This window comes from Salicibibacter kimchii, assembly GCF_003336365.1.
GTDB classification, from domain to species: Bacteria; Bacillota; Bacilli; order Bacillales; family Marinococcaceae; genus Salicibibacter; species Salicibibacter kimchii.
The window spans coordinates 95,762-120,069 of record NZ_CP031092.1 but is presented as its reverse complement, the minus strand read 5'-3'; the positions used below and the strand labels follow the sequence as shown (position 1 = coordinate 120,069).

Sequence of the window (24,308 nt, the reverse complement as noted above, 5' to 3'; positions counted from 1 at the left end):
TTATTTAGCAGCCCTTACAACAATACGTGGACCGGAAACAGATATGACTTGCACATCACGGTCCGCTTCCACGTAAACGCCGTCCGTGACGACATCGTAATGTTCCCCGGCAAGCACCATCAACCCTGAAGGACGCAAAGGGGTTAAAGATCGGCCGATTTGGCCGATGAATGCATCATCTGTAACCGTTTCGTTTCCATCTTCGGCAGCTTCCGAGGCATTCTGCAATACAAGTTTTTGCATAAATCCGATTTTACCAAAATACTTAAACAGCAATATCGTGGCGATGACGATCACGACCATGGCAATGAAGACAGAGAATAGAATTTGTGTTGTGTCAAACGAGGCCATGAATATACTTCCGATAATGGATCCAAGCCCCATCAATCCAAATATACCAAAACCGGTAAAAACAATCTCTACACCGATTAAAATCAAACCGAGGATGAGCAAAATTATCGCTTCCATGCCTGCAAATCCGGCAAATAAATGGCCAAAGAAAAACAGTCCCAACGAGCCAAGCCCGACTAGCCCTGGCAATCCAAACCCGGGTGTGAACAACTCCATGAGTAAACCGACGCCTCCTACGGTCAGCAATATCGGAATAATCATCGGGTTTGTCACCCAGCGTGTCAATTGTTCAGCGAGGCTCACTTCGGATTCGACTTGATCAGCGCCTTGCAATCCCAAAAAAGCCAAGACTTCTTCACGATCGGTAACGATCTCCTCGGCATAGCCGACATCAAGCGCCTGTTCCGCATTCATTGTCAGCGGTTCCTCCGGATCAGCCATTGCTTTGGCATATTCCGGATCGCGATCATGGTCACTGCTTTGGGCGGCAGTTTCCATCTCTGACACCCAAACGGATTGAGCTTTATTCCCGGCTGTATTTCCTGATCCGTCTACGACGGCTGCTGAACCCATTTGTGCGTCCGGGACCATCACAATGTTATCGGCATTTAGCGCAATATAGGCCCCTGCCGACAAGGCATCGTCAGTGACGTAGGCCGTAATGGGAACTTCTGCATTCTGGATAATCTCTGCAATATTTCCGGCCGCGTCAACAGCTCCGCCAGGTGTGTCTATTTCCAGGACAATGTGATCGGTCCCTTCTTCCGTTGCCTCCGTGATCGAACGGTCAAGAAATGCTTCTAATCCGCTTTCAACCGTCTGCTCCACAGGAACGAAATGAACGGTGGCGTCATCGCTTTGTGCACTAGAGAAAAACGGCATCATCATCCCTGCCGCCATTAGCAAAAACAGGAAAAATAAGATGCGTACATGTTTCCCCATTTATTCACGCCCCTTCCCGGAAGTATTGTTACACCCTTCTTCTTAGTGGAAGCACAACTTACTCCCATTAAATCAAACTTTTTTAGCGTCGACAAGAAATCGCACTTTAGGGCGTACGTTATGTACCATGCGGAGCATGAAAACGCAGGCACGGGCGTGCCGGAGAAAGTCGCAAATATAAACCCCCGGTGATCATAAACCCCGGGGGATAACTCCCAGAAGACTTGCATTTATTAGGTGGTTAATAAAACACAGTTGCCCGCGAGACCTTTTCATCAAAAAGAGCCACAAAAGTGATTACTTTCGTTTGCGAGCCGCTTCCGATTTTTTCTTTCGTTTCACGCTTGGCTTTTCATAATGTTTCCGTTTACGAACTTCGGCCAATGTTCCACTTTTGGACACGTCTTTCTTAAAACGACGCAGAGCTGAATCGAGTGACTCATTTTTACGTATACGTGTTTCAGCCATTTGAATCCCTCCCTCCGCACAACCGCTCACAAAATCATGACAAAACTTGTCCTCGGGAACAAGTTCGTTCATTTAATAAAATTGTATAAGAAAACAGCTCAAAATGCAACAAACAAACGCTTTCTTCTCCCATTTCCCCTTTGTTTTTTCCCTTTGCATTTAAAAAGCTTCTTTTGTTGCCTGATTTTTTAACATAACTGCTGACAGCTGGCCATACATATGAAATACGGAGGACGAGCAATGGACTATTCACTGCTAATCATGATCGTATATATTTTCATTTTCCTTTTTGGTGTTGCACTTATTCGGACGGGCCTTGGCCAATCCCCCCCTAAACACGTGCGAACCCTAATTGTCAATAGCACGCTCCATCCATTTGCGGGCTTTTTCGTTGGCTTTGCGGTAACGGCACTGTTGCAAAGCAGCTCCGCTGTGATGGTACTGGCTGTCAGTCTTGTGGCAGCCGGTATTATCCCTTTCCGCCAAACCATTGGCATCATGCTTGGCAGTAATGTCGGAACCACCTTAACGCTTGAAATTCTTGTTTTTTCCGGGGAAACGCTTGGATTGTTATCACTGACAGCCGGTATCCTCTGTCTATTATTGAGGGCACGTAAGCTTTTTCTTCCGGGGACGATTCTTTGCGGGGTTGGCTGTATGTTTCTGGCAATGGATGGCATGAGTGCTTGGGGGCAGGAACTCACAGGACAAGGGTGGTCGGATTGGTTACTGGAAAACGAGGGAATGTCCGCGGGCACAGCCGTCCTAGGCGGAACCATCATCGCGACTCTTATTCAATCAAGCACGGCCACAATCGCTATCGGGATTCAAATGTATGCCAACGCCTTTATTCAATTGGACCATGCGATTGCCATTATGATGGGCGCCAATATCGGCACATGCCTCACAGCTGTCTTAGCCGCGCTCGGTGCCAAGCGCGGAGCCATGCAAACGGCAGTGGCCAATGTTTTCCTGAATATCGGAGGCGTCCTGCTGTTTTTGCCTTTGATTGGGATATTCTCACACATCATCACGACGATTGCGGTTGACCCAGCGGCACAAGTGGCTCATGCTTCTGTTATTTTTAACCTTATTTGCTCTTTGTTAGTGTTGCCGTTTGTCCATCCTTTCGCTTCGTTCATTGAACGTTTGACCGGGGGAAAATCGACGTAAAAAACACGAAGGGGATCCCCTTCGTGTTTTTTATTTAAGCTTGTACATATTGAGTTTTTTCTGCGTCTTCAAGCACTCGAATGAACTCCGCTTCATTGTATGGGTAACCGGCTTTTACGATTTTCACCCGTACAATCTTGCCGACCATATCCACGGAAGCCGGCACTTTCACTTTCAAATAGTTGCTCGTATAACCGATATACATTCCACTATCCGGATCTTCTTTATCTGCTTCTTCGGGGATCATCTCGAGCACTTCCCCTTCATGTTTTGAAGCGTAATCTTTTGCCAATTGATCAGAGAGGCTAATGAGTTGCTGAACCCGTTGTTTTTTAACGTCTTCATCAACTTGGTCCTCTCTGCGGGCCGCCGGTGTCCCTGTCCGTTTTGAATACGGGAAAACGTGAATCTCCGAGAACTGTAAATCGCGAACAAAATGATACGTTTCCCTGAATTCTTCTTCTGTCTCCCCGGGAAAACCGACGATAACATCGGTTGTAATGGCCAAATCAGGAAAAATATCTTTCAAGCGTTGCACCCGTTCTTTGTAATAAGCGGTTGTATATTTTCTTCTCATCCGTTTAAGCACGGTATCCGAACCTGCTTGGAGCGGGATATGAAAATGGTTGACAATGGTGTCGGAATTGCGCACAACGTCTACCACTTCATCGGTGATTTGGCTTGCTTCAATGGAAGAGATTCGCAGGCGTTTCAAACCTTCGACCTGTTCGAGTTCGCGTAACAGCGTCGCAAAATTGTAGTCTTTAAAGTCCTCGCCGTAACCGGCTGTGTGAATGCCTGTAAGGACGATTTCCTTATAGCCTGCGGAAACGAGCTGGCGGGCTTGTTTCAAAACGTCCTCTGGTTGCCTGGAGCGTAATAACCCGCGCGCCCACGGGATGATGCAAAACGTGCAGAAGTTATTGCAGCCTTCTTGAATTTTTAAGCTCGCACGTGTGCGGTCGGTAAACGCGGGCACATCCAATTCTTCATAGACGCGTGTTTTCATAATGTTGCTCACGCCATTAATCGGCTCACGCGAGTGTTTGAAAGCTTCGATGTATCCGATCATCTTTGAACGATCTTGTGTTCCTACAACGATATCCACACCCGGGATGTCCATCACTTCCGCCGGAGAGGTTTGCGCATAACAGCCGGTGACACAAATAACGGCATCTGGATTTTGACGAATACAACGGCGAATCGCTTGGCGGCTTTTTTTATCCCCTGTATTCGTCACAGTACATGTGTTAATCACATATACATCCGCGCTCGACTCCGCTTGTTCGTACCCTGCATGTTCAAATAACTGCCAAATGGCTTCGGTTTCATAATGATTCACTTTACATCCGAGTGTATGGAAAGCTACGGTAGACATGTTTTCACCTCTTTAATTCCACTTGATAAACCAACATAGCAAGCGTGGCCAGCGGGGCCGTTTCCGCACGTAAAATTCTTGCACCCAAACTCACCGGCTTACAGCCTAAGTCTATAGCCGTTTGGTGTTCGCGGGTTGAAAAGCCGCCTTCAGGCCCGAAAACGAGCAAAATACGTTCTGAGCGTTGCAGCTGGCGCAACGCATCATCAAGGGTATGGTGATTGCCCTCTCTGGCGCTTCGTTCGGACATGATCCATTTATGGTCGTATGGCTGTCCTTCTTTTAACACCTCATCCAGTGACGATTTTCGCTCAATCACAGGGATTTTAAGACGTTCCGATTGCTCGGCCGATTCCCGAGTAATTTTTTGAAAACGAGCGATCCTTTTCGCGCTTTTTTTTTCATCCCACTTGACGACGGAATGATCCGCGGGAAAACTGGTAATGGTACCAACGCCCAATTCTGTGCTCTTTTGCACAACCCATTCATATTTGTCGGCTTTTAAATCACTTTGAGCCACGGTAATATGTACCGGGAGTTCGGGATCAGAAGATACGTTCTCTTCGATCCTGCACGTGACGTGATCCGGTTCCGCTTGCGTTATCCGGCAATACGCTGCCTCGCCTTGATCATTTATACAAATGATAACATTTCCGGAAGACATGCGCATCACGCGAGAAATATGGTGGGCTTGTTCTCCTTTTACTATCACTGTATTGGCCGACCATTGGTCATCGGACACGAAGTAGCGCTGCATTTTCATTTCCTCGTTTCGTATGGTGGATGATTTCGATCATTTCCTGCATCTTTCCTTTCGAAAAATGGAGGTCGGCGTTAGGATCAGAAATTCTTTCCCTAAAGCAGCAAACATTAAAGCAGCAAACATTGGTCCCCTATTTTGGGGTCCTCCCCCTTGCACAGTCTGCAATTTTTTCTTCCTTCAAGTTCTGTTCCATTCCCGTGCTTGCTTCGGCTTCCCGTCACAGTTTTTTTCTCTTTTATGCCGATGTCGTTCAGACTTCGACTTGCAAAGACGCCTAGACGCTCATTCCATGCCAATAATACTCATCCTTCGAGAACCTATCCCCGCTTCTTCGCTCTTCTTTCACAACGATGTCGTACATGCCGTACATGTTTCGGATAATCAGCTGGTTTCCTCGTTTGCATCGATGATAGAACGCATCTCCAATGTTCACAGCCATTCGATCACTTAAACCCATTTTCAAGATCCGCGAGTAGGAAAAGAATTGCTGAAATACACCACTAGTCTCCCCTTTGTAATAAAATGGCTGTCCAATCTTCCTGCTCTCGAGTTTCCACAACGACAAATCCTTCTTTTTCCAATGCTTTGCTCACCTCCGTTTTTTTATCCTCGATAATGCCGGAGACGAGCAGAAATCCACGAGCGGTAAGGTGAGCCTTTACATCCGGGGCCATTCGAATGATGATATCAGCCAGTAAATTGGCCACTATGATATCGCTCTTCCCTTCTATATCGGAAAATAAATTGCTTTTCCTCACGGTCACTTTATCTTCGACTTGATTGATGGCCATATTTTCCTTCGCAACGTTAACCGCCACTTCATCCGCATCATAGGCACGTACGGAACCTGCCCCGAATTTGGCAGCCGCGATACTCAGTACACCTGAGCCTGTGCCTACATCAATCACGATGGCCCCTTCATGAACGATATGTTCAAGCGCTTGTAAGCAAAGAATTGTGGTCGCGTGAGCACCTGTTCCAAATGCCATCCCCGGGTCGAGCTCAACGACGACTTCCTCCGTTCCCCGTTGCACGTTTTTCCAAGATGGGGTAATAATCAGGTTTTTAGAAACTTGGATCGGTTCATAATACGTTTTCCACGCTTCTTCCCAGTCCTCTTCTTTGACCACTTCGGTATCGACAGTTAAATCTCCCATATCGAGATCTGATCGCTGCTGTACCTCAGCTAGGGCCGTTCGAATAGCATCACCTTTTTGTTCACTTTCAGGAAAATAAGCTTTTAACACAACGCCTTCCATTGGCAAATGTTCAACGGACGGCTGTCCCATCTCATCGGATCGTTTCGGACGTTCATTTCGATCGTTTGCATCCTCCACGACTATGCCATTCGATCCTTGTTCCGTCAGCATATGAGAGACTGCATCAGCGCCCTCATGGGTGGAATGTATGCGATATTCGACCCAGTTCATCCCTTCCCCTCCGTTTCTAGTGCCTTTTCTGTTGTCATTCGGAATGACATCCATGTATTCAATACAAAAGGGCTTCCCAAAATAATGGAAAGCCTAACGGTTCTCAATCTCCTCGAAATGCACGCTTTACTTTATCAAAAAAATTGCTGCTATGCTCATCCACTTCTTCGCCGCTTTCTTCAGCGAACTCTTTCAACAGTTCCTTCTGTCGATCATTTAATTTCTTCGGAGTGATCACGCGAATGGTAACGATCTGATCCCCCGTGCCACGGCCATGAACATTAGGGGCTCCTTTGCCACGCAATCGGAAACTTCGGCCTGTTTGTGTGCCGGTGGGAACTTTAATTTTCACTTTCCCTTCCAGTGCTGGAACTTCGATTTCGTCCCCAAGCGCTGCCTGGGAAAATGTCAACGGCATTTCGCAACGAATATCATCGCCATCCCGCTCGAAAAATTCATGCGGCTTCACATTTATGACAATAAACAAATCTCCGGGAGGGCCACCGTTCGCACCTGCTTCTCCGTGTCCTGCTTGACGTAGTTGCAGTCCATGATCGATGCCCGCCGGAATGTTCACGCGTACCGTTTTTCGTTTCTTTACTTTTCCTGCTCCAACGCACGTTTTACATTTTTCTTTAATAATTTTGCCCGCGCCTTCGCATTGATCGCAAACCCGACGGTTGACGACACGACCGAACGGCGTGTTTTGTTCAATATTCAACTGACCGCTGCCGCCACATCGACCACATGTGTCAGGGTTTGTACCCGGTTTTGCCCCTGAACCGGTACATGTCTGGCATGTTTCTTCCCGCGGGATTTCAATCTCGGTGTCCTTGCCAAAGATAGCTTCTTTAAATTCCAAGGTCATCGTATATTGTAAATCTGCTCCCTGGCGCGGCGCATTCGGATCACGGCGTCCACCGCCTCCGAAAAACATATCGAAGATATCTCCAAAGCCACTGCCGCCAAAGTCTCCGCCGCCGCCAAATCCTTGATTCGGATCGGCGTGTCCGAATTGGTCATAATTTGCTTTCTTTTGCGGGTCGCTCAGCGTATCATAAGCCTCTTTTACTTCCTTGAATTTTTCCTCGGCGCCAGGTTCACTATTGACATCGGGATGATATTTGCGCGCCAATTTACGGTACGATTTTTTTATCTCATCCGCAGACGCATTTTCATCGACCCCGAGTACTTCGTAGAAGTCCCGTTTGCTCATTCTCCATTTCACTCCCGTTCAATTTCCAGCATGCAGCTATCTTATATTGGCTTGTTACAAGTCGCAACCCATTATCTCACATCTCTTATGAAGTGAAAAAGCCAAAGCCAAGAGATCCTGACTTTGACTTTAGAAAAACTTGACTTATCGCCAAAGATGGCGAAAGTCAAAGCCTTTTCTTATACTATCATCCAAAGCAGTTATACTTTCTGATAGTGGTAGAAAATTTGGTTTTTCGTCAAGCTTTTATGACGAAAGCCATAGTTGCACTTATGTAGGTAAGAAAGTTGATTTATACTTTCTTACCCACTAAAATAGCTGTTTACCGCTATGCCTTATTTTGTTGATCGTCGCTTTCGTCGTCTACTTCTTCATAATCGGCATCAACGACGTCTTCTTCCTGGGATTGGCCTTGATCTTCCCCTTGGGCTTCTTGTGCCTGCTCAGCCATTTGCTCATACATTTTTTGGGAGAGGGAATGCACAAGCTGTTCCAATTCATCTTTCGCAGTGCGGATGGCTTCAAGGTCCGTGCCGTTTAAGGCTTCCTGCAACTTGCTTTTCGCGTCTTCCGCATTTTGTTTCTCCGACTCGTCTACGTTTTCTCCCAAGTCTTTGATCGTCTTGTCGACGGTGAAAATCAATTGGTCCGCTTCATTGCGAAGTTCCGCTTCTTCTTTCTTCGCCTTGTCGGCCTCGGCATTTTCTTCTGCCTGCTTAACCATGTCTTCGATTTCTTCCTCGGAAAGCCCGGAGGAAGATGTAATCGTGATCGATTGTTCTTTGTTTGTTCCTTTATCTTTTGCCCGGACATTTACGATGCCGTTCGCGTCGATGTCAAACGTAACTTCGATTTGCGGCACACCGCGCGGAGCTGCCGGAATGTCCGTTAGTTGGAAACGGCCGAGCGTTTTATTATCGTTCGCCATTTCACGCTCGCCTTGCAGGACGTGAATGTCAACGGACGATTGGTTATCGGCAGCGGTCGAGAATACTTGCGACTGGCTGGTCGGAATGGTTGTGTTGCGGTCAATCAGCTTCGTAAACACACCGCCCATTGTCTCGATTCCGAGGGATAACGGGGTAACGTCCAATAGCACAACGTCCTGAACATCTCCGGCGAGTACACCTGCTTGCACTGCAGCACCGAGCGAAACGACCTCATCCGGGTTAACCCCTTTATGCGGATCCTTGCCCGTTAATCCTTTGATCGCTTCTTGGACAGCCGGAATTCGCGTGGAACCACCGACGAGAATAACCTTATCAATATCCGAAGCGTTCACGCCAGAATCCTGAATCGCACGGCGCGCGGGTCCCATCGTTCTTTCTACCAGTTGAGAAGCACCCTCTTCAAATTGCGCTCTCGACATGGTCATTTCCAAGTGTTTTGGACCTGAAGCGTCTGCGGTGATAAACGGCAAGGAAAGTTGAGCCTGAGCTACACCGGAAAGTTCTTTTTTCGCTTTTTCCGCCGTGTCTTTTAACCTTTGCATCGCCATTTTGTCTTGTTCAAGGTCAATGCCGTTTTCTTTTTTAAACTCGGAGACCATGTAGTCGATGATCACCTGGTCGAAATCGTCCCCGCCGAGTTCATTATCGCCGGACGTTGACTTCACTTCGAAAAAGCCATCGCCAAGTTCAAGAACGGAAACGTCAAACGTCCCGCCACCAAGGTCATAGACGAGGATAGTTTGATCTTCTTCTTTTTCCAGACCATAAGCAAGAGAAGCCGCTGTCGGTTCATTGACAATCCGCTCAACTTCCAGCCCTGCGATCGTGCCGGCGTCTTTCGTTGCTTGTCGCTGAGAATCATTAAAATAAGCCGGAGTGGTAATAACTGCTTTTGTCACATCTTCGCCTAGGTAGCTTTCAGCATCCGATTTTAACTTTTGCAAGAGAATGGCGGAAATTTCTTGCGGTGTATATTTTTTCCCTTCAATTTCTACCGTGTAGTCGGTGCCCATATGACGCTTAATGGACTGAACGGTGTTCTCATTTGTAATAGCTTGCCGTTTGGCAATTTCGCCGACTTGTCTTTCTCCATCTTTAAATGCAACAACCGAAGGCGTTGTACGGTTCCCTTCAGGGTTGGGGATAACGACCGGCTCCCCGCCTTCCATTACCGCTACGACTGAATTCGTTGTTCCTAAGTCAATCCCGATTGTTTTACCCATCTCTGTTGATTCCTCCTTGATTCACTAAAGCGATTCATTTGTACGTTTAAGCGTTAACCTTGACCATGGCTGGCCGGATGACGCGTGTTTTCAGTTTGTAACCCTTCTGTAGTTCTTCCACGATTTGATTGGGTTCAAACCCTTCTTCCTCCACTTGCATCACTGCTTGATGCACGTTGGGATCAAAGGTTTCGCCTTCCGTCGGAATTTCTTCCAGCCCCTCAGACTCGAGAGATTCCCAAAATTGACGGTAAACCATCTCCATTCCCTTATAAAGCCCCTCGTTGGAAGAATTCTGCCCTTCGGTGTCAAAGGCTCGACTGAAATTGTCGAGGACAGGAAGGAGGGCTTCCATCAATGGCTGGGAGCGAAACTGGGCCGCTGCTTCTTTTTCCGAACGGCTACGCTTGCGAAAATTATCGTAATCCGCCTGGACGCGCTGCGCTTTGTTTTGCCACGCTTCCAATTCCGCCTGCAGAGCCTCTATTTCCTCTTGGCTTTCCGATGCTTCCACATCTTCATCCGCAGAGTCGGAGGGGGTGTCTTCCGTATCGGGATCGATAATTTCTACCTCTTCCTCTTGCAGGTCGCTCTCTTCTTTTTCGTTCATGCCGCGTTCACCTCACTTGCTGCTTGTTTGCACATAAGAGGAGGGAGATAGCCTCTCCCTCTTTTTAGGCAGGGAAGAAAGTATAAATCAACCTTCTTACCTGCATAAGTGAATTAAGGCTTTCGCCATAAAAGCTTGGCGAAAAGCCAAGTTTTCTAACCTACCTATCTTGCCGATATTTTTTCGTCAAAGAAGTTGATAGTCCGGTGGCAAATTGACGCATCAATCGTATCACCCGCTCGTATTCCATTCTTGTTGGTCCGATGACACCTAGCGTACCGACGGTATTTCCATCAATGGAATACGTCGCGGTAATCATGCTTACGTTCGCAAAAGCTTCGATGTTGTTTTCTCTGCCGATTCGCACGTTCAAGCCTTCTTGGCTGCGCGAAAGCAGGGTGTGCACATTTTCACTGCGATCGAGCCAATCAAAGACCATCCGAATGCGGTCAATGTCCTGGAATTCCGGCTGCATCATTAAGTTCATCATACCGCCGTAGAACACCTGGTCACTCTTCTCTGTTTTAAATGCATCCCGAAGTACGCCGAACATATCTTCATAATGACGAACGTGCTGATACAGCAAACGGGAGGTTTCTGTTATCAACTGTTCTTCCCATTGCCCGATAGGCGTATCGACGAGTTGCTCATTTAATATATTGACCACTTTTTCGAGTTCCCTGGAATCCATTTGTTTCGGGATATCAAATGTGCGATGTTCTACATGCCCTGAATCCGTAACGAGAATGGCAATGGCCTGCCTTCCCGTGAGCGGGAGCATTTGCAACTGTTTCAGTTTTGTATGCTCCATTTCCGGCCCTAGCACAACCGATACATAACTCGTCAATTCTGACAAAACCGCCGCTGTTTTTTTCATGACGGCCTCTACCTCTGAAATGCGCCGGGTGAAAAATTTTTCCATATCTAAAATCTCATGTTGTTGCAAGGGCGCCGGCCGTAGTAAATGATCCACATACAACCGATAACCATCATTGGAAGGGACCCTGCCCGAGGAGCTATGAGGTTTTAGCAAATAACCCATTTCTTCCAAATCAGCCATCTCATTGCGTATCGTAGCCGGACTGAAAGAAATATCCTCACGTTTGGAAATACTTCTTGAACCGATAGGTTCGGCACTTTGCACATAATCATCGACGATGGCTTGCAATATCAACAATTGACGGTGACTAAGCATCGTCTATCACCTCTGTTAGCACTCTCTTTCCCCGAGTGCTAATGCTATTGGTAACTTATCAAAATAGGTTAGGATTTGTCAACGCAAAGAAGCTCAAGTATCAAATAAAAAAGAAGCAAATACGTTATTTCCTAGATATTTGCCTTTTTCCGTCAAACGTATTCGTCCATTATCCTCGTGCAACAAGCCGTCATTAACCAATTCCGCATGTACTTGGCCGTATACATCGTGAAAAGAAGTATCGAATTTTTCTTTAAAACGGTGAATATGCACGCCTTCTTTTAAGCGTAACCCGAGAAACATCTCCTCTTCCATTTGTTCTTTTAACGATACAGGTTGCCGCGTCCGTTCCGGCCATTCCCCTTTCTGAACGGATTTTAAATAGTGAGGGATGGGCAAAATGTTTCCATACCTCTCGTTATTTTGGTATCCGTGGGCGCCTGCACCCAAGCCCAAATAGGGTTGGTTGCGCCAATAAATAAGATTATGTGCACTTTCTTTTCCTCGTGTGGCAAAGTTACTGATTTCATATTGCTCGTAACCATAATGCTCTAATTTAGATAATAAAATGTCGTACATGTCCGCTTCTTCGTCTTCGCTTAACGGCGCTAATTTCCCTGCCTGCAACCAGTTGTAAAACTGCGTTTTGGCTTCGATTTTCAATCCATACGCTGAAATATGATCCGGCCCCAGCGCAACCGCCTTTTCAATAGTTGTTTTCCATTGCTCAATGGTTTGGCCCGGCAACGCAAACATTAAATCGATCGAGATGTTGTCAAAGCCCAGCTCCCGTGCCCGTGCAACCGTTCTGCTGACGTCTTCCACACTGTGCGTACGGCCGAGTGTTTCCAACAATGTAGGATCAAACGTTTGCACACCAATACTGATACGGTTAACACCGGCATCTTTCAATGCGTACAGTCGGTCATCGTCAATACCATCCGGATTCACTTCTACGGTCACTTCGCTGCGCTCGTCCCAGGAAAGACCGGCAAGCTTCAGATTGGAAAATAACGTTTGCAACTGCCCAGCGGAAAGGGATGTCGGCGTTCCGCCGCCTATATAGAGCGTGTCCATAAATGTCACGGTTCTATTTAAACGGGTCTCCCCTTCAGCTAGCAGCGCTTGCAAATAATCATCCACCGGCTGGTTTTTTATCAACACCTTATTGAAATCACAGTAATGGCATATCTGGTTGCAAAAGGGAATATGAATATATGCCCCTCTTTTCATCTTTAGGCCCTCCTCTTTCGGCCTTCCTCAGGGCCCGGCTATTTGTCATCATCGTCCATCCGCAACACGGACATAAACGCTTCTTGAGGGATCTCTACCTTCCCGACGTTTTTCATTCGCCGTTTCCCTTCTTTTTGTTTCTCCAATAATTTTCTTTTCCGTGTGATGTCGCCCCCATAACATTTGGAGGTTACGTTCTTCCGCAATGCTTTAATGGTCGAACGCGCGATGATTTTATTGCCGATACTCGCCTGTACCGGAACTTCAAATTGCTGCCTCGGAATTAAATCTTTCAGTTTATCAACGATCACTTTTCCTCGTTCATACGCCATGTCGCGATGAACGATAACGGACAATGCATCCACCTTTTCGCTGTTAAGGAGAATATCCATCTTGACCAGTTTGGAGGCCCGATAACCGGTCGGTTCGTAATCAAAAGAAGCATATCCCTTTGTATTGGATTTCAATTGGTCGAAAAAGTCATAAACAATTTCGGTGAGAGGGAGGTCATACGTGATATTGACACGGTTTTCATCCAAATATTGCATATCGATAAATTCGCCGCGTTTTTTTTGGCACAACTCCATCACCGGACCGACAAAATCATTAGGCACCATCACGGTTGCTTTCACAAACGGTTCCTCTACCTCTTCCAATTCTTGTTGCTCGGGCATGTTCGTCGGATTATCAATTTCCAATATGGTTCCATCGACCTTATAAACGTGATAGATCACACTTGGCGCCGTCGTGATAAGCTCGATGCCGTATTCTCGTTCAATTCGTTCTTGTAAAATTTCCATATGCAGCAACCCAAGAAATCCACACCGAAAACCAAAACCCAATGCTTGAGAAGTTTCCGCTTCATACTGAAGGGCGCTGTCGTTTAACTCCAAGCGCTCAAGCGCGTCCCTCAATGCGTTGTATTTGCTGGCGTCAATCGGATACAACCCACAGAAAACCATCGGTTTCATCCGTTTATACCCGGGGAGCGGTTCAGGCGCTTCGTGCCCTACTTTCGTGATTGTGTCCCCGACCCGGGAGTCGCTGACATTTTTAATCGATGCGGTTAAAAAACCGACGTCCCCCACGGATAATACATCAGCCGCGACAGCTTTCGGGGTGAATACCCCGACTTCACTAACTTCAAATTCCTTGCCGTTGGCCATCATTTTGATTTTATCGCCCTTTTTTACCGTTCCTTCAATGATACGTATATAAGCAATCACACCACGATAAGGATCGTACAAGGAGTCGAAAATCAAAGCTTGCAATGGCGATTCAGGATCACCCGCGGGCGCGGGAACTTTTTCAACCACTTCCTCTAAAATGTCCTCAATACCAATGCCGCTTTTGGCGGAAGCGTGGACGGCTTCGGTTGGATCTAGTCCGATTACATCAATAATTTCCTGTTTCACCCGATCAGGCTCTGCGCTAGGAAGGTCGACTTTGTTTACGACCGACAATATCTCCAAATCATTATCCAGTGCCAAATAGACATTCGCGAGCGTTTGCGCTTCAATGCCCTGCGATGCGTCAACGACGAGCAAAGCACCCTCGCAGGCAGCGAGACTGCGCGACACTTCATAGGAGAAATCCACATGTCCAGGCGTATCGATTAAGTGAAATATGTATTCCTCTCCGTCTTTAGCCACATAGCGAAGCCGAACGGAGTTTAATTTAATGGTAATGCCCCGTTCTCTTTCCAAGTCCATCTCATCAAGAAGTTGTTCTTGCATTTCACGTTCCGAAACCGATTTCGTATGCTCAAGGATCCGATCGGCCAGCGTCGATTTTCCATGGTCAATGTGGGCGATGATAGAAAAATTTCTTATTTTCGCCTGTCTACGGCGTATGTCTTCATATGTCATTCGATCACTCCTGATTTTTCGAAACGTCCCGAAGGAAAACTATCTTTCATTATAGCAATCACGCGTCTGAACGACAACGGATACGCAAAACTTCCTTTCGCGGGAACGCGGTTTGTAGCATCTGTATGGTCCATAGTAACCGATACGTAGACAAAGAAAAACGCTCGGACCAGCAATCCGAGCAACTCTGTGTCACAGGAAGGATTCAAGAAATCCTGGGTCAAGATTTATCCTAGCGGGGAGCCCCCCCGATCGTTTTTCCGAGTTCCGAAAAGAAATTGGTGCTTCCCTTCTCCCTTATATCTTCTTGCCTGTCCTCAAGATCATGTTCCACTCTTTCCTCTTCGATTTCCACCTCCTCAGCATCAACGGACACCGTTTGATTTTCATCTTGGTACAACTGTCCCCATTGATGGTAGGCGTAATAGTGGCCGGAAAGCACCCCTGTTAAAAACATGACGAGTGCCGTCATTATGGTAAAAAAAACATATTTCGCCCTCATCGATCTCCCCTCCGGTTACTCTTCTTCAAGTTCCTCGTAAATGTATTCCTGTAGGACCTCGGCTAACGCATCGGCACTGCGGTATACTTCTTCATACGTATTATCTACTCCCCCAAATTCGATCAGCATGGCACCGGGGGATAAATCCTGGTTGTAGATGCCATCCACCCCGGCACCTCCACGGGTAAGAACCCCTCGGCTTAAACCGGGCCATTTGTCTTCCATGCGATTATGGATTTCTGTAGCCACTTCCAAATTTTGTTCATAATCGGCATGGTCTTCTCCGACGACAAAAAATGTGCGGGCATATACCTCGTCATTGATCGTCACCGCCGTATGTTCTCTTCCGACAGAGTCACGGTGCAAGTCAAAGAAAAACTCAAGTTCTTCGTGTTCTTCTTTCGCTCCCTCTACAATTTCACGATTCAGATCATAGGACCGGCTATAATCCCATCCTCGTTCATCTAACATCCCCGTCACATCATCATCTGAAACCTCCACCGGCAAATCGTATTCGCGGAAAGCATCAGCAAAGTATTCACCGACTTTTACGATATTCTCCTCCGGATGGAGATCCTCTTTCCCTTCTACTTCCGGGTGAAATGCTTCACGGTTATGGGCATGTGAAATGTGAATGATCGGTTCTTCATCAGCCATTTCGGTGGAGGATCTCTCTTCTTGTTCTCCTTCCTCCGAGGGGTTATCAGCACCCGTCTGTTCCCGAAGTACTTCTTCAGTTGGAGGCGCGGATTCAATGGACGTGTTCGTAAAGTCTGTCCCTTGTCCAGCAACGACAAGTGTATCGTCAAATCCGGAAAAACCGGGGAGTTCCCGTCCCAAAAAAGTGCGCGGATCCTCCAAGTTCATATTAGTTGCCAGCTCGAGAACAGCCGTTGTCAAACTGGGCGTGGAATAGTCCTCCAACGCATCTAAAAAATATCGATTTTCGGCTCCGAGTAAATGAACGAACCAATCGCTCTGCATTTGCCCTGTCCAATCATGCAAGGCCGATGAAGAAAAACGACTATGATTATCTGCCGTCGTTAACATAGCGATAATAAGAAATGTCATGACAATAAATGCGATGCCGGCCATAAAAAAGGACTGGATGTTTATTTTAGATAGTGAGAAAACGTGTGCCTGTCGGTTTGGTCTGCGCAAGGGCTCGTCCTCCTTACGCTACCATTCTATGAGCGATATCTATCAATAGAACAACCGATTTTTAATGGGTATAATGGCCGCTAGATTCTACTGTTATCGTTTTATGAAAGGCAATGTTTAAGGATTCGGCCACTACATTTGCCATATCTTCCATAAACGTGTCTACCTCTTTAGGCGTGACCATTAAATTGTGGCCGAGGGGGGTGAGCACTTCTTGAATGAGCTTCCGTTTATCTTCATCTTCCAATGTTCCGACGATACCGAAGTATTTTTCCCTTTCGATTTCGTCCGGCAAATCTTCCTCCCTCAGCTGTTTACGCTCCCCGAACGTCATTCCCGACGGCGTTAAGACACTCGCCGGTTTTTCACGATCTTTGACTTCACGTCCGAAATGTTTAAACAAAAAATCGATGGTGTCACTCGTAATGGATACAGCATCTACGACCGTAGGGATACCAATCCCGATCACCGGTACACCAAGCGATTGTTTATTCAGTTGTTTACGGGCATTTTGTACACCCGACCCCGGATGGATCCCTGTGTCGGATATTTGAATGGTCGCGTTTACCCGTTCGATGGAACGTGCCGCCAAAGCATCCACGGCAACGACAAAATCAGGTTTTGTTTTTTCTACGATGCCAAATAGCACTTCACTCGTTTCAATCCCTGTTACCCCCATCACTCCGGGTGCCATAGCAGATACATCGCGATAGTCATCTTCGTTTTGCATGTGTCCCAACTCAAATAAATGACGAGTAACCAACAACTGTTCCACCGTTTTAGGGCCAAGGGCATCCGGTGTTACATCGCGATTTCCAAGCCCGATCACAAGACAGCTACTTTTTTCGTCTAAACCACACGCACCCATAAATGATTGGAATTCTTCGCTCAATACACGAATGAGACTTGCTTGCAGCTTTGTATCTTTTTCTCTTATGCCAAGTGTTTCCAACGTTAAATATTTGCCCGGCTCTCTCCCAGTTCGATTCGCCCCTTCTTCATCAATATCCACATGCACAATCGTTATGTCTTCTACTTCCCGTTCGTGTACCACAATGCCGTTTTTATTCTGGTTGGGAAGCACGTGTTCATCTTCCACGGCAAGATCGCTTCGAGGTTGAAACGAATGCTGTTCCAAATCTCTCATCCTCCCATGTATCTCTTTTCGTTTACGGTTTCCGAAAGTCCTGAAAATATACCGGATACAGGAATGACAAGAAAATAAGCACATTGGCTTGCAAGGCGCAGATGTATTTGATACAATCCATTTTGTCAATATGCATGCAAACGTAGACCATCAGGAGGTGAAAAGTTTGGCTAATATTAAATCCGCCAAAAAACGCGTACGCTTAAATGAGGAACAACGTGTGAAAAACCAAGCGTTCAAATCATCCATGCGTACCACGATTAAAGAATTTGACAAAAAGCTTGAGAATCAAGACGTGGAAGGCGCAAAAGACACGTTTAAATTGGCTGAAAAGAAAGTGGACAAAGCCGTCAGCAAAGGCATTCTTCATAGAAATAGCGCTGCTCGCAAAAAATCCCAAATGGAACGGAAATTAAATCAAGCGACCGCAAGTTAAAGAGAACGACTCCTGAAGAGTCGTTTTTTTTATTGGTTTTATAACGGTTAAAACCGCGCTTTTATCCTGATAAGACCCGGGGCAGGCGAGCGATCAACAAAGCGACTCCGTTCTTTTTTTCCACCGCGCCCTGTTTCATTTTGTAATCTGTTTCGGCAATTAAGGAGAGTGCACGGCTCACCGCATCGCTCTTAACTGTTTTTGCTTTTGCAGACAGCCGTTTTGCGACGAATGGGGGGACGCCCAATTGTCGTGCTGCTTTCTGTTGGCTGTACCCGCGCTTGTCCATCTCCGCTGCAAGGTTTAACAAGCGAAACTGACGGCCTATGAGGGCGGTGATTTTTATCGGCTCTTCCCCGTTTCTGAGTAAATCATCAAACAATTGTAATGCCTTTTCGGTATGGTTATCGCTCACCGCATCGATAAGTTGGAAAACATTGTCCTCTAGACTTCTAGGGACGAGCGCGCGCACAATAGAGGCGTCAATTTCTCCATGGCCATTTATATATTGGGCGCATTTTTGAATTTCTTTTTCTAATGTCAATAAGTCCGAATTCGAACGCCCGAGCAGTTCATCAACTGCTTCAGCGGTGAGCAAAACATTTTCTTCATTTGCTTTTTCCCTTATCCATTGCTTTAATCGATCGCCATGCAAAGGGGACGTTTCCACTGTTTCGCCCACATCTTTTAATTTTTTTACAATTTTTTTTCGTTCATCTACCTTTTGTGTCTCAACTGTAAAAACAACGATATTTTCCGGTGGCGGATCAGCTAAAAATGCCTCCAATCGTTTCAAATCATGCGGCGGCATGTCCTTATCTTTCGCTCCGGTAAGAAAGCGTGCATGTTGAAAAACAATGATCCTTCCCTGTCCGAAAAAACTTACCGTTTCCGCCTCCTCGATCCCCTCTTGTAAGGGGACTTCCTTCATATCGAATTGGGAAAAATTGAAGTCCCTCTCCACATCCCCGAGGGCATGACGGCTAATTTGCTGAACGAGGTCATCCATCATATACTTTTCCGTACCATAAAAAAAATAAATAGAGGAAAAATTTCCTTCTGTAATATTTTTCCTCGTTTGCAAATAAGTGCTCATCGGCCCAGGCCTCTTTTCCGTATGTATATTCCTGCTATTCTCTCCCTATCCTAATAAATGCCCCCCCTGTTTGCAATTGATCCAAATCGCGTAAGCACAAAGGCAACGCGTGCACGCGCGCCTTTGATTTATAATAAACGTTGGTAACGAGGCCTAGGAATCTGCGCACCAACGATTTTCGTTTCTGTTACCGTTATTTTATCCTATGCTTACTGGTTTTATGGGTGACAACTCTTAACAAATGGGAGGACGTGTCTGGATTTTTACTCTTTCATGTCTTATAATGGAAAAGGACAAGGAGGGTCACCGAACATGAGTCATGAGTTTGAAAAAGACGTGCAAAGCAAACGCAACGATTTTCTTGATGGTGCGGTCGGCTTTGTCGTTTCATTTGGATTTTTTGCGACTGTTTTTATTGTGGCGGTCGTTGTCGAATTTGTGGGGAGATTTTAAAAGCCGGGAAAAGGTCCTGGCTTTTTTCTTTTTAAGACGGTTAATATTTTTAATATTTTTACTGGTCCGACTTCTCACTTCTATATAGATGCGGGCTTTATGTGTCGTCACTCATCGATCATCGTCTCCACATGCCATCTGCGGTTTTGATAGTAAAATCTTATCGCCCCCTGTTCATCCGTTCGAAAAATTTGCACGCCTGCTTTTTCAAGGGTTTGGAGTACATCTGGATGCGGATGGTTGTAACGGTTGTTTTCCCCCGCCGAAATCACAGCAACCATCGGATTCAAATGTTCCACAAATGAAGACGTCGTCGACGTTTGGCTGCCGTGATGACCCGCTTTTAAAATGTCGGCGCTTAGCTCTGGATAGTCCCTGATTAATCGCTTTTCCCCTTCCTCCTCCACATCACCGGTGAATAGCCAGCGTGTTCCGTAAAGATGTGCATCAATGACGATCGATTGGTCATTATCCGATTCTCCGCCCCCTGTCGGTGTCGGGTGCAAAATACGAAAAGTAAATGCATCGACAGACCATCCCATTCCTTCATGCACAAACGTCGGCTGAGCCCCCTGTTCCCGCGCATGCATGAGGAAACGTTCCACTTCCGAGTTTTCAATATCCGTATGCGGAGACAAAACCGTGTCCACCTCCATCTCTTCAACGACAGCAAAAAGCCCGCCGTAATGATCATAATCCCCATGCGTCACGATCACTTTATCTAGATGGTTGATGCCAAGCGATTGCAAGTAAGGCACTACCGTTTGCCGGCCCGGGTCCGGTTGTTGATCCCGCTCCTGCCAATCTTCTTGCGGAAACGTAATCGTCCCTCCCCCATCGATTAAATACACGCCTTGCCGATAAGGCAACTCGATTAAAATACTGTCCCCTTGACCAACGTCGATAAATGTCACCCGTAGCTGAGGAACCAAATCAGCATAAAAATATTGCAATGCAGCAGCGGAGATCAAAAGTCCGATGGCAAAAACGACCGCTTTTCGTCTTTTTTCCAACAAAATCGCCGCGATCACCACAAATACAACCATCAACATCACCCAAACGCCTGAAGGTTGTCCAAAGACAAACATCAATCCCGAATGTTGATGAAGATAAGTGAATAGGGAATGGAAGACATTAACGATTTTTTCCAAGAGCAAAAGCCAAACAGAAGATAAAAAAGGGGAAATAATGGAAAAAAGGAACAGTAGCCAAATCGTAGGCAAAATGATAACGGACACAACAGGCACAAATAAGATATTCAGGGGCAAGCTTAGGAGGGAATAGGTATGAAAGTGGTAGACAATCAAGGGAAATGAAACGACCTGTGCGAGAAAGGAAACGAGCATAAATTGACGAATGCGCGTCTTTGCCCGTGCAAAAATGACAGCCGAAGCGATTAATGCAAAGGAAATGACGAATGACAGTTGAAAGCCGACATGAAAAAGCATATACGGATTGTACAAAAGCAGACCGATAAAAGCGAAGCTTATGCCGTCGGCAGGATGCAGAGGCACACGAAAACGAATGCATAAAAGCACGCAACAACTCATGAGCACGGCCCGCAAAACAGACGGAGCCGCACCTGCCAACAACGCGTACAACGGCAGGAGAATCAATAACATTTCACAGGCTCGCTCACGGCTGATTCCTAACCGTATGAAAAGAAAGAAGAGAAAACCGCTCACCAGCCCTACATGCAATCCGGAAATAGCGAGTAAATGAACGATTCCCAAGTCCTGATAGGCCTCCAGCGTATCCGCTTCCATATAGGAACGCTCTCCGAACAACAACGCCATTGCCAATCCCTGAATTTCGTCCGGAAATACGTCTTCAATAAAACGAATGCCGGAATGCCGCCATTGTTTCACGCTCGTTATCCCCGTGTCCCCTGAATCTCGGCAGGTCATGTCGTCTTTTCCCTGCACATGATGAAATGTCCAATGCACCCGCTGCTCATATAAATAACTTCTGTAATCAAAGGCGTTAAAATTTCTCGCCGGTCGCGGCGTACGTATCTCACCAAGAATTGTGCATTCATGCCCAGGGCTTAAATCGGCAAATACGGGCAATGCCTCCTCGTCAACCACACGCACAAAAACTTGGACACGTTCATTGTGGTCCGGCAATTGCAGAGAAAAAGAGACACGATCCCCGTCCATATCAGGAACATCAGCGATTTGTCCATCGATGGTGTCGACTTCCTCATGGAGCACTGTCTCATTTTGTCCATCGACAACATACGCCCAAATGGCTGCGCCCGCACCTGTAAAAATGAGAGCGAACAACAAAAGCAATGATCTGTTTTTTATACTCAGATAAGTGAACACGAGCAGTGCCCCGGCAATCATCATCGCTCGATATGAAGAAAGGGCAGCGGCGACACCGAACCCTGTAGCCGCAGCAAAAAGATAATAATTTCCGCGCAAACCATCACCCTTTCTGTCTGGATATGCAGGATAAGGATGGAAAATGGGAGAGGAGAAGGGGGAGAGATGAAACCCGGTGCCGAAATGTACTAGTGCAGAACGGCGTAAATAAACGGTCACACCTGTAAGGACGATCTTTATACGTCGAACGAGACGGTTTGGCAGCCATCGATTGTAATATTGGATGTATTGAGGCAACTCGATAAGCCAAGTCTTCAACGGCATGGAAGCTGGTTCTCGGATGGATTAAATCACCGGGATAGAAATGCTAAACCAACGTTCACTTTGATTGAGCCATGAGCAGTTTTCAGGTGTATAAATCAATCGGATGCATGTTTCGGCTTCCCTGCACTCCTATGTTCGCATTTCATGCCAATGCTGTCCTTCCCCCGGCATAGTTGCTGTTCTTCGCTTCCTTTTTTATGCCGAAGCCAAGGAAGCCTCAGCTTCCGAGTATGCCTTTGCCCTCCTTTCATGCCAGTGTCATCCTTTCTTCGACATATTCATTGCTCTTCGCCCCCTTTTCATGCCTATGTTTTGATTCGCCTTGGTTGTTTTGGATTCCAAGTAAGCCTTTCCGGCTTCCGTTCCAATTTCAGCAATCGTATCGATGATAAAACACGGATCATGCGTCCGCATCGATTTCAATTGCTCAGATCTCTTTCCAGGAATGGCTCTTGAACAGAGAAAGAATTTCTGAGGTGCACCACTAGTACATATTGACGCTGTTTCTATTTCATTGTGGTGAACTAACGATAGTTAAGAGGGGTTTAATCGTATGAGGACAAAAATTATGGGGAAGTCAATATTTTGGCTTCAAAAGGGGGAATGGAGGACAAAAGTACAGCAGAAATGTAAGTTTTGTCCTCCAAACGACTCGAGGAGGACAAAACTTAAGGCTATGCGAAAATTTTGTCCTCAAAGCGCGGTCTATGTTTCAAAATTTCTAACCCAATCCTTTTTCAATGTCTGCAATAATGTCATCGACGTGTTCAATGCCTACCGACAGACGCACGAGTTCCCGCGACACGCCGGCTCTTTGCAACTCATCCTCTGTAAGTTGTTGATGCGTCGTGCTGGCTGGATGAATAACGAGGGATTTGGCATCGCCCACATTTGCCACATGAGAGTGGAGATCGACATTTTCAATGAAGGATTTCCCCGCTTCCATTCCTCCTTTGACTCCAAATGTCAAGATGGCTCCTTGCCCTTTCGGCAAATAGGTTTTTGCTAATTCGTGGCTTGGATGAGACGGCAACCCGGAATAATTGACCCATTCCACCCTTGAGTGGCCTTCTAAGTATTCCGCAACTTTTTGCGCGTTCTCGCTATGTCTTTCCATTCGCAGGTGCAACGTTTCCAGTCCTTGCAACAATTGAAAGGCATTCTGCGGGGAGAGCGTTGGGCCAATGTCGCGCATCAGACGTACGCGCGCCCGCATAATGTAGGCCATTTCGCCAAGCGCTTCGGAAAAAACAACGCCATGATAACTGCCATCCGGTTCCGTAAACATCGGGAATTTGCCTTGCGTCCAATCAAAATTGCCGCTGTCTACAATCACACCGCCCATGGTTGTCCCATGTCCGCCGATAAATTTAGTGGCCGAATGGATCACAACATCGGCGCCATGATCTATAGGACGATTGAGAATCGGTGTTGTGAGCGTCGCGTCGACAATCAGAGGGATCTGTGCTTCATGGGCCACATCGGCAACCGCCTTTGTATCTAACACGTTCCCCTCGGGGTTTCCGATAACCTCGGCAAACACCAGCTTCGTTTTCTCTGTAATGGCAGCTCTAAACGCCTCCGGATCATCGGAATCCACAAAATGTACGTTGATGCCGATTTGAGGCAATGTATGGACAAATAAATTATTCGTGCCGCCGTACAACGAACTGGCAGAGACAATCTCATCGCCTGCCTCACATATGTTTAAAATCGCGAGATAAATCGCGGAACTCCCACTCGCGGTTGCTAACGCTCCAACCCCGCCTTCCATGGCCGCGATTCGTTTTTCAAATACATCCGTGGTGGGGTTCATTATCCGTGAATAAATATTTCCCGGTTCCGCTAATGAAAATAAATTAGCCGCGTGGTCCGGATCATCAAAACCATACGAGGTTGTCTGATAAATTGGTACGGCACGCGCGTTCGTGGCAGGATCGATCTCTTGCCCCGCGTGTATTGCGTTCGTTTCTACCTTCCATAGCTCAGCCATTCCATCTCTCTCCCTTATAAATTCAGATTGAATTACTTTGGTTTTCATCATCGTACGAAACGTTGCAAA

At 46.6% G+C, this 24,308-nt stretch carries 22 protein-coding genes; 3 read left to right on the top strand and 19 right to left on the bottom strand.

Going from position 1 to position 24,308, the window contains the following annotated elements; all coding sequences use genetic code 11:
- Window positions 1–1,293: an NfeD family protein gene (locus DT065_RS00725; RefSeq protein ID WP_114369989.1), complete on the bottom strand. Its 1,293-nt coding sequence runs from the start codon at window positions 1,291–1,293 to the stop codon at window positions 1–3.
- Window positions 1,294–1,590: 297 nt separating this feature from the next.
- Window positions 1,591–1,761, bottom strand: a complete 171-nt coding sequence (rpsU, locus tag DT065_RS00720) for a 30S ribosomal protein S21 (RefSeq protein ID WP_114369988.1) — start codon at window positions 1,759–1,761, stop codon at window positions 1,591–1,593.
- 240 nt (window positions 1,762–2,001) lie between these two features.
- Between rpsU and DT065_RS00710 the strand changes: the two genes are divergently transcribed.
- A complete protein-coding gene (locus tag DT065_RS00710) occupies window positions 2,002–2,934 on the top strand; it encodes a Na/Pi symporter (RefSeq protein ID WP_160112337.1) in 933 nt (310 codons plus the stop codon).
- A 34-nt stretch (window positions 2,935–2,968) separates the two neighbouring features.
- Here the strand turns inward: DT065_RS00710 and mtaB are convergent, their stop codons facing one another.
- The 13 genes from mtaB to gpr all read right to left on the bottom strand — a co-directional run bounded on the left by mtaB (window position 2,969) and on the right by gpr (window position 17,610).
- Window positions 2,969–4,312 (bottom strand): tRNA (N(6)-L-threonylcarbamoyladenosine(37)-C(2))-methylthiotransferase MtaB, encoded by a 1,344-nt coding sequence (gene mtaB, locus DT065_RS00705; RefSeq protein WP_114369982.1) that lies wholly within the window; start codon window positions 4,310–4,312, stop codon window positions 2,969–2,971.
- Between the two features lie 4 nt (window positions 4,313–4,316).
- The gene (locus tag DT065_RS00700; RefSeq protein ID WP_160112336.1) at window positions 4,317–5,069 is read right to left on the bottom strand and encodes an RsmE family RNA methyltransferase; all 753 of its coding nucleotides are present in this window, start codon (window positions 5,067–5,069) and stop codon (window positions 4,317–4,319) included.
- A gap of 280 nt (window positions 5,070–5,349) precedes the next feature.
- A complete protein-coding gene (locus DT065_RS18680) occupies window positions 5,350–5,532 on the bottom strand; it encodes a hypothetical protein (RefSeq protein ID WP_160112335.1) in 183 nt (60 codons plus the stop codon).
- Between the two features lie 43 nt (window positions 5,533–5,575).
- A complete protein-coding gene (prmA, locus tag DT065_RS00690) occupies window positions 5,576–6,505 on the bottom strand; it encodes a 50S ribosomal protein L11 methyltransferase (RefSeq protein ID WP_160112334.1) in 930 nt (309 codons plus the stop codon).
- Window positions 6,506–6,608: 103 nt separating this feature from the next.
- Window positions 6,609–7,721, bottom strand: a complete 1,113-nt coding sequence (gene dnaJ / locus DT065_RS00685; protein WP_114369974.1) for a molecular chaperone DnaJ — start codon at window positions 7,719–7,721, stop codon at window positions 6,609–6,611.
- Window positions 7,722–8,049: 328 nt separating this feature from the next.
- On the bottom strand, window positions 8,050–9,894 hold the full coding sequence (dnaK, locus tag DT065_RS00680) for a molecular chaperone DnaK (RefSeq protein ID WP_114369972.1): 1,845 nt from the start codon (window positions 9,892–9,894) through the stop codon (window positions 8,050–8,052).
- 46 nt (window positions 9,895–9,940) lie between these two features.
- The gene (grpE, locus tag DT065_RS00675; RefSeq protein ID WP_114369970.1) at window positions 9,941–10,504 is read right to left on the bottom strand and encodes a nucleotide exchange factor GrpE; all 564 of its coding nucleotides are present in this window, start codon (window positions 10,502–10,504) and stop codon (window positions 9,941–9,943) included.
- Window positions 10,505–10,664: 160 nt separating this feature from the next.
- Window positions 10,665–11,699: a heat-inducible transcriptional repressor HrcA gene (hrcA, locus tag DT065_RS00670; protein WP_114369968.1), complete on the bottom strand. Its 1,035-nt coding sequence runs from the start codon at window positions 11,697–11,699 to the stop codon at window positions 10,665–10,667.
- A 93-nt stretch (window positions 11,700–11,792) separates the two neighbouring features.
- A complete protein-coding gene (hemW, locus tag DT065_RS00665) occupies window positions 11,793–12,932 on the bottom strand; it encodes a radical SAM family heme chaperone HemW (RefSeq protein ID WP_114369967.1) in 1,140 nt (379 codons plus the stop codon).
- A gap of 38 nt (window positions 12,933–12,970) precedes the next feature.
- Entirely contained in the window at window positions 12,971–14,800 is a 1,830-nt protein-coding gene (gene lepA / locus DT065_RS00660) for a translation elongation factor 4 (RefSeq protein WP_114369965.1), read from the bottom strand.
- Window positions 14,801–15,032: 232 nt separating this feature from the next.
- Window positions 15,033–15,302 carry a DUF3679 domain-containing protein gene (locus DT065_RS00650; RefSeq protein ID WP_114369961.1) on the bottom strand — a complete coding sequence of 90 codons (270 nt, stop codon included), beginning with the start codon at window positions 15,300–15,302 and terminating at the stop codon, window positions 15,033–15,035.
- A gap of 15 nt (window positions 15,303–15,317) precedes the next feature.
- Entirely contained in the window at window positions 15,318–16,463 is a 1,146-nt protein-coding gene (locus tag DT065_RS00645) for a stage II sporulation protein P (RefSeq protein WP_114369959.1), read from the bottom strand.
- Between the two features lie 61 nt (window positions 16,464–16,524).
- Window positions 16,525–17,610 carry a GPR endopeptidase gene (gene gpr / locus DT065_RS00640; protein WP_114369957.1) on the bottom strand — a complete coding sequence of 362 codons (1,086 nt, stop codon included), beginning with the start codon at window positions 17,608–17,610 and terminating at the stop codon, window positions 16,525–16,527.
- A 166-nt stretch (window positions 17,611–17,776) separates the two neighbouring features.
- Here gpr and rpsT point away from each other — a divergent pair, with 166 nt between their 5' ends.
- On the top strand, window positions 17,777–18,046 hold the full coding sequence (rpsT, locus tag DT065_RS00635; protein WP_114369955.1) for a 30S ribosomal protein S20: 270 nt from the start codon (window positions 17,777–17,779) through the stop codon (window positions 18,044–18,046).
- Between the two features lie 61 nt (window positions 18,047–18,107).
- Here the strand turns inward: rpsT and holA are convergent, their stop codons facing one another.
- Window positions 18,108–19,142: a DNA polymerase III subunit delta gene (holA, locus tag DT065_RS00630; RefSeq protein WP_114369953.1), complete on the bottom strand. Its 1,035-nt coding sequence runs from the start codon at window positions 19,140–19,142 to the stop codon at window positions 18,108–18,110.
- A gap of 312 nt (window positions 19,143–19,454) precedes the next feature.
- Here holA and DT065_RS00625 point away from each other — a divergent pair, with 312 nt between their 5' ends.
- Window positions 19,455–19,595 carry a YqzM family protein gene (locus tag DT065_RS00625; RefSeq protein ID WP_114369951.1) on the top strand — a complete coding sequence of 47 codons (141 nt, stop codon included), beginning with the start codon at window positions 19,455–19,457 and terminating at the stop codon, window positions 19,593–19,595.
- A gap of 107 nt (window positions 19,596–19,702) precedes the next feature.
- On the opposite strand, the gene DT065_RS00620 is transcribed toward DT065_RS00625, so the two are convergent.
- The 3 genes from DT065_RS00620 to DT065_RS00615 form a co-directional block, all read right to left on the bottom strand.
- Window positions 19,703–22,021 (bottom strand): DNA internalization-related competence protein ComEC/Rec2, encoded by a 2,319-nt coding sequence (locus tag DT065_RS00620; RefSeq protein ID WP_160112333.1) that lies wholly within the window; start codon window positions 22,019–22,021, stop codon window positions 19,703–19,705.
- 483 nt (window positions 22,022–22,504) lie between these two features.
- The gene (locus tag DT065_RS18675) at window positions 22,505–22,669 is read right to left on the bottom strand and encodes a hypothetical protein (protein WP_160112332.1); all 165 of its coding nucleotides are present in this window, start codon (window positions 22,667–22,669) and stop codon (window positions 22,505–22,507) included.
- Window positions 22,670–22,967: 298 nt separating this feature from the next.
- Window positions 22,968–24,239 (bottom strand): homocysteine synthase, encoded by a 1,272-nt coding sequence (locus DT065_RS00615; protein ID WP_114369947.1) that lies wholly within the window; start codon window positions 24,237–24,239, stop codon window positions 22,968–22,970.
- Between the last annotated feature and the right edge of the window lie 69 nt (window positions 24,240–24,308).